Raw genomic sequence first — 11,157 nt, forward strand, 5'->3', positions numbered from 1 at the left:
GCACGCTTTAACGCTATGGGCATATTGCGGGGGTACGACACCACACTGCCCTCGATTTCCTGTTGGCGCAACAAAAGTGAACGGGATCCGGCTCCCGGCAGACTAGGGGATACGATCTCCGCATCCTCGCATAAATGGTAGTGTGATAATGTCATAGCTTCTACGTTTTTAAAAATTAGTCCCTTAAAAACAGTACAACATCACTGGCCACCTACCCGATATATCATAGGGAAACCGTTGTCGTTTTAAGGATGAACCAAATATAATTTCGCCCCCTCAACATCGGCATGAGTGTTTACCCTCTTTTATACTGGAGCTGTGCATCTACCGGCCTTCAAAATAAGATTTCGAAAACACAAAAAAAAATCATAAGAATTTGAAAATCTGACTATTAAAATCAAAAGCGCCCCTCCTAGACCATATGACCCACTTCCTAAATAGAGGGTTTGCACCTATAATCCCAAACAGGCTGGTTCTCTACATTTAACGTGCGTAAAAACGAAACATGCTATGAAAATCTCCGGTTTAAGTGCTGTATTTCCCTCCACTATTGTTACCAATCAAGAAGTAATTGAAATACTGGAAAAAGAGTCAAGAAAAAAGTATAATTACAGTTTAAGTATTCCAAGAGAGGCTTTGTTGGATAAATTGAATTCAACCGAGATAAAAACCAGGCGATGGTTATCGAAAAATGAAAGTAGAATCGACCTAATTTCAGAAGCGATTGACAATGCATTGATAGACGCGAACTTACTCAGAGAGGACATTGATCTAATACTATACGCAAGTGTACACAAACAATTCAAGGAACCCGGAGATTCTTTTTTTATTGCTAAAGCATTGGGTTTTAAAAGCATTGAGTGTTTTGATGTTTTAGAGGCGTGCAACAGCTTTGTAAGGGCTTCCCATATCGCCCAAGCATACCTCGAAACTAACAGCTATAAAAACATTTTGGTCATCACATCGGAGTTCATGGTTCATGATGACGAACATTTGTCAAGCTTTCAAATTAGCGATATCAAAAATCTAGAATATGCTTTTTCGACCTTAACAGTAGGAGAAGGAACAACTGCTACCATTTTTACAGCAAGTGAGCATAAGTGGAAACAAAAAATAGTAGGGCTGCCGCAGCATGCAAATTGTTGTTTTATGACAGCCGCAAACATTTCTAGCGAGGACAAGACTAAATACGGGTTGAACGGTCAAGATTTCGTTGTTAACCAGTTTATTTCCTACGGTTTAAAACTGCATAAGGGCGGTTCTTCGATTCTAAGGGATATGGTTGTGGAAAGTTTAGAAAAAAGGGAACTTTCGGATATTGTTTTCCCACATACCCATAGCAAAGTTGCATGGGACAAATTTGGACAAGGATTAAAACTCAAAGTCCCTTATTATCACATTTTTCAAGACTACGGAAATTTAGTAAGCAGTTCTTTGCCAGTGGGAATGTACTTGGCGAGAAAGGAAGGGAAACTTAAAAGAAATATGAAAGTAAGTGCTTGGATGGCTGCTGCTGGCATGTCACTTTCGGTTACTGATTTCAAATTTTAATCTTTTTACATGAAAGATCCACGCCTCTTCTACAAGAGCTACCTAATGTTCGCAAATTTCCAAAAGTTCTTACAACTAAATCAGCAGGAATTTGGAGATTTTTATCAGTACAAAGGTTTGGTCAACTTTTTCTTTGTTCACGATCTTAAACAAGTTAAACGGGTACTACTAGGAACCAATAAATCATTTAGCAAAAAAACCAATCTGGTAAGAAATTTACACAATGCCCTTGGTGAGAGCATTATTATTTCGGAGTACGAAAAATGGAAGCCGAGAAGAAAACTGCTAAACCCTTCTTTCACCAAAAAAAACAGTCTTTCACTGTTCTCACTAATGAAAATCAAAATTTCCGAAACCATAGACGAAATTAATCAGCAAATACAGGACAAAGAATACTTCATAACTAATGTTTCCCCCATATTCAATCGACTTATCATCAATATTATTGGAATGGCTTTTTTCAATAAAGATTTTGACAAACATACGGGCAACATAGAACATTGGCTGAACAACATGCGCAGCTACGTAGAAAACCCTCCTATTCCCTTTCTTTCCAATCCCAACACACCCACCCTGGCCAACCTGAAAATGAAAAGAAATAAAAAGCGCCTGTTATCTTTTGTGAAAGACATTATTGAAGAAAGAAAATCGTCGGGCGTCGAATACAATGATCTTTTAGGTCGAATATTAAAGGAAACCTCAGAAGACACCGAAACAGATTTAAAAGGCGACGAGCTGGTAATGGAGGTTCTGAACCTAATTGTCGCCGGTCATGAAACCACTGCTAATACGATTAGTTGGACGCTGTATTACCTCACGAAAAATCCGGATGTATATAAAAAACTACAAAAGGAAATCGATACTTCTTTTGGGCAAAACGACCCTTCTTCGAAAAAGGTTATGGAATTACAATATTTAGATTGTGTTCTTAAAGAAACCATGCGGTTAGTGCCTGCCGCTTGGATCTTTACAAGAAAAAGTAAAGAAGATATGGTCTTTAACGAAAAGAACTTAAAAAAAGATAGCACCATCATCTTTTGCCCAATACTGATCCATAAGGATAAAAGACTCTGGAAAAATCCTGAGGCGTATGCACCTGAACGTTTTTTACCTGAAAACAAAGACAAAATTCAACCCGATAGCTATATCCCTTTTGGGGGAGGTCAACGAACGTGTATAGGATTACACTTAGCAATGATTGAAATGAAGATAACACTTGTAATGATCCTTCAAAAGTTCGAGTTCCTAAAAAATACTGCCTTTAAGCCTAAGATTAAATATTCGATTACCACCTATTCCGAAAACGGTATTGAATTAGGAATCAAACGAAGGTCATAATTTTTTTTTATTCCATTGCCATATGGGAATCATTCCGAAAACTAAGATATCTAAAACCAAAAGCCATGAAACATTCGAAGATTCCTTTTTCTTGAAATGCCTTAGATGTACGATGTGAATTAGAAATACCAAAAAATAAATCGCAAACAACAGATACCCATTGATAAGAGATTCTTTGAAAAGATACACCCCTAAGGCATACAAAAACACAACAACTATCCTTAACAACAAATACAACATACTATATAATCGGGTTTAAAATGATTCACTTGAAGATAACTAAAGATAATATTGTTTCCTGCATCTATCAAAATTATCTCAAGGATGCTACCAAGGCGGCATATCTATTGCAAATAAAAAAAAATGTATTTGAACCTGCACAATATAAAACGGTTACTTATGAAGCACTCGTAACATCCTTGGCCTCTTTTGCGCAGCAATTAGAAGATGCTCAACTAATAGGGAAGCGTGTGATCATATTGCATCCTTTAACACCCGAAGTTCTTAGCCTCATTTTTGCGATGTTCAAAAGTGGGGTTATTCCTGTTTTTATTGACCCGAATGTTGGCATTGACCATAGCATTACCTGCATTAAAAATAGCAAGGCGGATATTGTGTTTACAAAAACTTTACTAATGCCATTGGTGAAGGTTTTAGTACGGCGAACAAAGGTGTGCAAGGTAATCACCTTTGGTTTACTAAAGAAACAAGGCCGAAAGAGAATACAAACCAACGGTGACCATCCTCCTGATCGGAAAGCGACGATAGCAGGGGTTTTTTATACAAGCGGAAGTACTGGTGTTCCTAAGGGGGCCATATGGACCCATCAAAACCTAAAAGCCCAAGTTAATTCTATTGAAACAATCGTAGGAAATGGAAAAAATACTACTTGTTTTGCCCTATTCCCATTGCTTTTAATTTATGGACCAGTTATGGGCTATACGACCATATGGCCCAAATGTGATATCTCAAAGCCAAAAAAGATTACCCCTAAGATCATCATCGAGACTGCCAAATCATTTCGTATCAACTATTCATTTGGCTCTCCATTAACGTGGAAGAATCTTGCCAAACACTGTTATGCAAAACAAGTGAAAATTCAAAATATAGATGCCATTTTGTGCGGGGGAGCCCCGATAGGAGAGCACTTAATCGCAAAAATGCAACAGTTGCTTTTGAGTGGTAGTTTTTACATCACCTACGGGGCTACTGAAGCGCTTCCAATCAGTTATTACAAAAGCACTTCTGATCTAAGCAACTATCACAACCCCGGAACCTTGATCGGGAATAGCTTTCAAAACACCGAAATACGTATCAAACCTCTGCAGAAAAAAACAAGCAATATTCCTTGTACTACCTATAAAATTGGAGAAATTCTAGTCAAAGGAAAACAGGTAACCCCTGGTTATATTAACACTGTAAATTTAACGAAACTCAACACCCATGAAAACCAATGGCACCCTACTGGAGACTACGGTTATCTTGATGGTGACAATACGCTCTGGTACTACGGCAGAATAAGTCATGCAATAGAGTTCAATGGTAAACGGTATTATCCGGTTCCCATTGAAAAACAAATCAAGCAATTCATCAATGGTAATTTTTGCTCTATCGCTGTCGTAAAAGGAAATCTCTGTTTGATTTTGGAAAAAAAATACTTTCGTTCTCTCAAAATGGGGCGTCAAGAATTTCTCGGTAATCTAAACGAGGTAGCAGATATAGATTGCACATTTTCCCAACTATTGCTATACCCAAAGCCTTTTCCCTTTGACAAAAGGCACTATTCCAAATTAGACCGGATTAAAATTCAACACTGGGCAACCACACAAAGAATTACAACAATATGAAAAAAAAAGCTTTGGTAATCGGAGGCTCAGGATTTTTGGGCAAACACTTGGTCGAAGAATTGTTACTTTCCCACATGGACGTAACCATTTTATGCAGAAACAAACCGAAGAATTGGACCCCAAATTCTGTAAAGTTCATTTTGGGCGACATCACAAACAAAGAGACTGTAGATTATGCTATGACCGGCGTAGAGTATGTATTTCACCTAGCTTCAAAGGCAGGGATTTGGGGTGCTTATCACACCTACTACAAACCAAATGTAATCGGAACCAATAATGTTATACAAGCTTGTAAAAAACATCGTGTATCGAAGCTGATCTATACTTCTTCCCCTAGCATTGTTCTATCCAAAAAATCAGTAAAGAACGGTACCGAAGAATTAAAAACGCCTCTTTCCTTTTTTAACAACTATCAAAAGACAAAGAGCATTGCGGAGAAAATAATTATTGAAGCGAATACCTCCTCCCTTCAAACAGTCAGTATTAGGCCTCAGGCTATTTGGGGCCATGGCGATGTTCATATTTTCCCCAGAATCTTAAAAAAACTAAAGAGAAAAACGCTGAAGATTGTGGGCAATGGCAAAAACAAAATAAGTGTGGCCTATGTTAAAAATGTAGCCTGGGCACATTTACAAGCTGCGTTGACTCACGGCATTGGAGGCAATGTATACTTTATTAACGATGAAAAACCTGTAAACCCTTGGACTTGGATCGAGGAGAATACGAAAGAACTAGGGTATTCTATGCCTACCAAAAAGGTGCCCCAGCGGATTGCATTCTACCTTTCTAGCATTATAGAGACTATTTATAAGACGGCCAATATATCTTCTGAGCCACCTTTCACCAGATATATGGTTTGCGAAATTGCCAATGACCATTACTATTCTATAGAAAAGGCAAAACGAGATTTTGGCTATTACGAAAAATACGATCTAGATGAAGGGAAAAAAGAATTTAAAAAATACTTGTCTAAAATCAACAAAATAATCTAGAAAAGGAAATTATGAAAAAAAATACTTTACACTCAAGTATTCCCAACAACCTTAACTACTGGTTCGCTTACTTATGTAGATATTACATCGGCAATGAATGGTCTTATAACCGATTCAAGGAAGCCGAAAATAAGTTGCTGGAAGCTTCTAAAACCTTCGACTATGGAGAAACGGGCCATGTAACACGAATCCCTTTTAAAGAGCTGAATTTAAAAGATTTTAAAAAACACTTTTTAGCAACGAACAAACCCATTGTACTTGAAGGGTTTGCCGAGGATTGGCCAGCATTGAAAAAATGGGATAGCGCTTATTTTGAAGAAAATTATGGGGAAGAAATCATCCCTGTAAGACTTAATACTAGTACCATTAGTGAAGAAACCGTGTTTTTTGAAAAATACAAATTAAAAGATTTCATCGGCGCCCTAAACAAAGGAGAGGATGTGTATGCTTCCAATATAGAAGACATTGCCAATAACAACCCCGAGTTGAGGGATGACCTCAACATAAAACAATTGAGTAATTATACACATCTACGCGCCAATCGAAAAATCATATCAACGCAATTTTTTATTTCAAATTCAAGAGCAAGAAGCGGCCTACATTGCGCACTGACTACGAACATGTTCACACAGGTTACGGGGCAAAAGAAATGGACTTTGATAGACCCCAGGTATTCAAAATGGTTACATATATTGGATAGAAAAGATATGTTATATGCAGCAACAGATCTTGACTACAATAAACCCTTCGAGCAATTGGATAAGGAAGGGTATCCTTTGTTTAAATATGTACCGAAAATAGAGCTTACGCTTAACCCTGGTGATGGACTTTTAGTTCCGCAATGGTGGTGGCACTCGGTAGATAATATTGGTTTCTCTATTGGGGTGGCCAGCCGAGGATCTAACTATAGAAACATTTTTAAAGGCAACCCGCTCTTTACCCTACAGGCCTTGGGAAGCAAAAAAATATGGGATTATACCATAGCCATGAAAAAAAATGGATGGAGTACCGATAGAACTTCGGTAGAGTCCATTTTTGTTGAAAACAAAAGATAACCTTGTCGAAGAAAGCAAACAACCGCGCGCCACGTTCGCAACCTTTCCAAGGGAGGTTCAACATGTTATTTTGCTAGCAGGCAGGTATACATCTCGATGTATTGAATAAATCAGAATCTTAAAAATTGTACAGAATGCATTATGGAATAGTTGCCCAAGGAACAAGAGGTGATGTGCAACCAATGGTCGCCCTTGCCTTAGAACTAACAAAACGAGGAAATCTCGTTACATTAGTAGCTCCCGAAAATTTTAGAATTTTTGTAGAGGGCTTTCATTTACCGTTTGTACCTCTTTCTGGCGACATTGAGGCGATAGCCCGATCCCCTAAGGCTCTTAAATTGTTAAAAGGAGGTAATATTTTTCGTTTTTTTTATCATTACAACAAAGCCACGGCAGAAATTAGTGAAAAAGCGAATCTAGAAATTTATGAAGCTTGTAAACATGTGGATCACATTATATCAGGCTCAATGTCTACCGCCATTGTATATTCAATATGTGAAAAGTTACGAAAGAAATGCGCAATTGTATTTTTAAGCATGCCAAGTATTCCCACTAGGGACTTTCCCTTGCCGCTATTTAATTTTTCCAAAATAGCCTTCTTCAACAAACTGTCGTATCGTTTCTCATATATATTCTGGCTTATAATAAAAAAACAAACCAACGATTTTCGCAAAAAACTACAGCTCCCCTTGTTCAATGTCTGGGAAAAATATGTAACATCCAATACACTTACTTTCTACACGATGAGCAACGCGCTCATCTCCAAACCCACTGATTGGCCCTCAAATGTTCATATTACCGGTATTTTTAAACTCCCTCCCAAAGACAGGGAAAAACACATTATGGACGAAATACCCGAAGGGCTTGAAGCTTGGATAGCAAATGGAACTAAACCAATCTACATTGGTTTTGGTAGTATTCCCATACCTGATGTAAAAAAATTCAGCACCATTCTTTTTGACCTTTTGAACAACACTCGAGAACGTATCATTTTTGGATTGGGCTGGTCGGTACTACCAAACTTACCTAAACATCCAAATCTCTTTCCCGTAAAATATGTGAACCATGATTGGTTATTTCCGCAGTGCAAACTAGCCATAAACCATGGCGGGCACGGTTCTATGGGTTCGGTCCTAAGAGGTCAAATTCCGATACTTATTTTATCTATTTTGGCAGACCAACCTTACAACGGAAAATTAATCGAAAAAAATAACGTGGGCCTCCATATTCCTTTTAACAAAATTTCTGCCAAGAAAATCCGGAAAGCGATAAAAATATTACAAGAACCCTATTATGTAGAAAATGCTAAAGCGGTAGGCAGCAAGATCAATGAAGAAAATGGAGTTCTTGACGCTGCAATGAAAATTGAAGCTTATTTTAACCACCAACCTGAACCATCTAAAACAAACAGCCATACTTGATCAAACTTTTTATGAATACCATTCTAGAAAGTGATGGCATATGGAAGTTGGTATATACATAGGATAGCTCCCCTTACGGTTAGGCCTCCATATTAATTTGAAAACTTATTTGCTCAACACTGTATCAGTGGGCTAAATCAATGAACTCTTTGCAGCGTTGGTTGCCCAGCGCTCTTTTCACAGCGGTATGGCCTATCATAAGGGCACTGACAAACAAAATAGCAAGGGGTTGATAGACCTACGTTAGCATTCGTAAAACATTGTAAAACAAATATTTATGTGCCATTTTTTTGAAAAAACTCAAAACATGACTTTGAAAAAGAGGGTTTGCACCTATGATAGTTACCAAGTTGGTTACCTACATTTAATCTGTTAAACACTGTTAATGATTTTGAAATTATGAGCACCGAAAAATACCTGAAAACGAACGTAGTCGTTGAGCCTTTATTTGACAAGTGGTACGCTTGGTCACATCTAATCTCGCCCGCCACCGCGGCTTTCAACGTTAAGAAGAGACATATGAATATCATTAATTCATATATACAAGCTCCGCAAGTGCATGCCGCGGCCGTCAAGAACCCCGCCATGCTAGGAGGGCCGTTTATGGATTTGAACGGGCAAAGGGTTGACGATGTAAAAGAATTGAAGAAAGAAACGCTAGAGGGTCAACAAGACTTGTTTGAATTGGCCGAAGCGATTGAAAGCCTAGAGGGAATTTTGGAAAAACATGATAAGGGGTACTCTCTCGAAGGGTTGTATGATGAAATACCGGATGTATTGCGCGGTTATGTAGAACTGGTATATGATCTAAACAACAATGCTTCCTTTCGAATTTTTGAACCACTTCTCTATCATAGTAAATACTACAAACCAGCGTCGCAAAGTATTGCGCTTTGGTTGACAGATAATGATGAGCGCCCTTTCGTTTTAAGTACTCCCAGGTTAGAAAGTGAAGATATTATTCATTTGGAAATACCCTTTAACCATCAAGGAATCGACGAACTGAGTAAAATGAAAAGGACGAAAGGCGATGTATTTAGAATCAAAAAATTACTAGCTATTAAGCCCGAGCAAGAAGCGTTGTTCGATACCTTCTTTACTGATGAAGCTCCCAAGAAATATGAACCATATACAGGCGATAAAGTAAGAATGCGGTACTTTGGCCATGCATGTATTTTGATTGAGACCAAGGATACCAGCATTCTCGTGGACCCAGTAGTAAGCTACTATGGTTATCAACAAGATGTAGAAAGGTTCTCCGATATGGATCTCCCTGAGACTATTGACTATGTTTTACTTACCCATAATCATCAGGACCACATATTGTTCGAAACGCTGCTTCCATTAAGACATAAAATCAAAAACATAATCGCCCCAAAAACTACTTCAGGGTCGTTACAAGATCCTAACCTTAAGCTGATGCTTAATTCTGTAGGGTTTAAAAATGTAATCGAATTAGGTGATTTCGAAGAACTTAAATTCGAGGATTGCACCTTAAAGGGAATCCCTTTCATTGGCGAACATGCCGACTTGAATATACAGTCCAAATTATGTCACCTCGTAGATTTTGGAAACTTTTCGATGCTGTTTGTTGCTGATTCTTGCAACGTTGAGCCAAAACTATATCAACTGGTAAATCAACTTGTAGGAAATGCCGATATCATCTTTTTGGGAATGGAATGTGAAGGGGCGCCTTTAAGTTGGTTATACGGGCCACTGCAGAGCAAAAAAATGCCACGAGATATAGACAGATCTAGAACCTTATCCGGATCTAATTTTGAACGAGGAAGAAACCTTGTCGATGCTTTTAATCCTAAAGAGGTTTATGTATATGCGATGGGACTTGAGCCTTGGTTAAAATTTATAAGCAGCAAGCAATATACAGATGAAGACCACCCTATTGTTCAATCGAACATGTTGGTTGAGTATTGTCATGAAAATGATATTATTTCAGAACGATTGTTCGGGGAGAAGGAGCTTTTCTACAATAAGGAAGTCAGTGCTGAGCTTGTTTAATGTATAATTTGCTGAGAACCACCTGCAAACTCTGAATTAGCACGTTGTTTTGTGGGTGGTTTACAGAAATATAACTACTTAGTTTCTAAAAGTGCTTACGGTCCTCTTTTGCCATATACCCGCTGCTTTTCCCGAACAACGCTTTAAAGAATATTTAAATTTACTACCTGAAAACCATCAAAACCACGTAACCAAATTTAGATATTCAAAAGATCGAAACCTCCGTTTATTTGGTAAGCTACTACTCTTAGAAGGTGTAAAAAAATACGGGTATACCGAGGCGTTGCTTTCAAGAATCAAATATACACCTTTCAATAAGCCCTATCTTGATACTGACCTGAGCTTCAACATTACCCATTCAGGGAACATGGTGCTGTGCGCCTTGAGTGATTCGTATGAACTAGGTATCGACGTAGAAGCCATAAAGCCGATATCGAAAGAAGATTTTTCAGGGGTATGGACAAAGAGTGAGCATAGCTTAATCATGAAAGATGAAAAATACAACTGGTTTTATCGTCTTTGGACCAGAAAAGAAGCTGTGATAAAAGCAGACGGTAAAGGGTTGAGCATACCCTTAAAGAGTATTAATGTGCTTGGGAATACCGCAGTGGTAGGCAATCGCATTTGGCACATTACCGAGCTTAAAATCGATGCAAACTACAGCGTACATATTGCTACGGATAAAGCACTATCGACACCTCTCAAACCAGAAGAAGTACTTTTTAATTGATGATTTAACCCTGTCTCCAAAGGCAAAGGGTCCTGACTTGCGTAAGCGGAAGAACACCTGGCATGTAGCTACTATTCGGAATAAAAATAACTTCAACGAACAAAGAGGCGTAATGCACGCCCTAGAATCGCAGGACTATCTCATAAAGTGTGTAAGTAGCAAAATAGCGGGGGCATGCCCCCGCTATTTTTTTTAACTTTAAATATT

At 38.2% G+C, this 11,157-nt stretch carries 8 protein-coding genes; all 8 read left to right on the forward strand.

Translation table 11 applies throughout. From position 1 onward, the window contains the following. Positions 1 to 510 precede the first annotated feature (510 nt). The 8 genes from ACRD7P_RS20650 (at position 511) to ACRD7P_RS20685 (ending at position 10,950) form a co-directional block, all read left to right on the forward strand. Positions 511 to 1,551 carry a 3-oxoacyl-[acyl-carrier-protein] synthase III C-terminal domain-containing protein gene (locus ACRD7P_RS20650; RefSeq protein WP_430909689.1) on the forward strand — a complete coding sequence of 347 codons (1,041 nt, stop codon included), beginning with the start codon at positions 511 to 513 and terminating at the stop codon, positions 1,549 to 1,551. A gap of 9 nt (positions 1,552 to 1,560) precedes the next feature. Continuing rightward, the gene (locus ACRD7P_RS20655; RefSeq protein ID WP_430909690.1) at positions 1,561 to 2,889 is read left to right on the forward strand and encodes a cytochrome P450; all 1,329 of its coding nucleotides are present in this window, start codon (positions 1,561 to 1,563) and stop codon (positions 2,887 to 2,889) included. 269 nt (positions 2,890 to 3,158) lie between these two features. Then, positions 3,159 to 4,736 (forward strand): AMP-binding protein, encoded by a 1,578-nt coding sequence (locus tag ACRD7P_RS20660; RefSeq protein ID WP_430909691.1) that lies wholly within the window; start codon positions 3,159 to 3,161, stop codon positions 4,734 to 4,736. Next, a complete protein-coding gene (locus tag ACRD7P_RS20665; RefSeq protein ID WP_430909692.1) occupies positions 4,733 to 5,728 on the forward strand; it encodes an NAD-dependent epimerase/dehydratase family protein in 996 nt (331 codons plus the stop codon). The genes ACRD7P_RS20660 and ACRD7P_RS20665 overlap by 4 nt, the downstream gene beginning before the upstream one ends. Before the next feature lie 11 nt (positions 5,729 to 5,739). Further along, a complete protein-coding gene (locus ACRD7P_RS20670; RefSeq protein ID WP_430909693.1) occupies positions 5,740 to 6,783 on the forward strand; it encodes a cupin-like domain-containing protein in 1,044 nt (347 codons plus the stop codon). A 134-nt stretch (positions 6,784 to 6,917) separates the two neighbouring features. Continuing rightward, positions 6,918 to 8,204 carry a glycosyltransferase gene (locus tag ACRD7P_RS20675; RefSeq protein ID WP_430909694.1) on the forward strand — a complete coding sequence of 429 codons (1,287 nt, stop codon included), beginning with the start codon at positions 6,918 to 6,920 and terminating at the stop codon, positions 8,202 to 8,204. Positions 8,205 to 8,603: 399 nt separating this feature from the next. Next, on the forward strand, positions 8,604 to 10,220 hold the full coding sequence (locus ACRD7P_RS20680) for an MBL fold metallo-hydrolase (RefSeq protein WP_430909695.1): 1,617 nt from the start codon (positions 8,604 to 8,606) through the stop codon (positions 10,218 to 10,220). Positions 10,221 to 10,311: 91 nt separating this feature from the next. Next, a complete protein-coding gene (locus ACRD7P_RS20685; RefSeq protein ID WP_430909696.1) occupies positions 10,312 to 10,950 on the forward strand; it encodes a 4'-phosphopantetheinyl transferase family protein in 639 nt (212 codons plus the stop codon). The last annotated feature ends 207 nt before the right edge of the window (positions 10,951 to 11,157 follow it).

The sequence above is a fragment of the Maribacter sp. 2-571 genome (assembly GCF_050589625.1).
Lineage (GTDB): Bacteria > Bacteroidota > Bacteroidia > Flavobacteriales > Flavobacteriaceae > Pelagihabitans.

What these genes read in the sequence shown, in the direction of transcription:
- ACRD7P_RS20650 (WP_430909689.1), top strand. Translation starts at nt 511, where the DNA reads ATGAAAATCTCCGGTTTAAGTGCTGTATTTCCCTCCACTATTGTTACC.
- ACRD7P_RS20670 (WP_430909693.1), top strand. Translation starts at nt 5,740, where the DNA reads ATGAAAAAAAATACTTTACACTCAAGTATTCCCAACAACCTTAACTAC.
- ACRD7P_RS20680 (WP_430909695.1), top strand. Translation starts at nt 8,604, where the DNA reads ATGAGCACCGAAAAATACCTGAAAACGAACGTAGTCGTTGAGCCTTTA.
- ACRD7P_RS20675 (WP_430909694.1), top strand. Translation starts at nt 6,918, where the DNA reads ATGCATTATGGAATAGTTGCCCAAGGAACAAGAGGTGATGTGCAACCA.
- ACRD7P_RS20655 (WP_430909690.1), top strand. Translation starts at nt 1,561, where the DNA reads ATGAAAGATCCACGCCTCTTCTACAAGAGCTACCTAATGTTCGCAAAT.
- ACRD7P_RS20665 (WP_430909692.1), top strand. Translation starts at nt 4,733, where the DNA reads ATGAAAAAAAAAGCTTTGGTAATCGGAGGCTCAGGATTTTTGGGCAAA.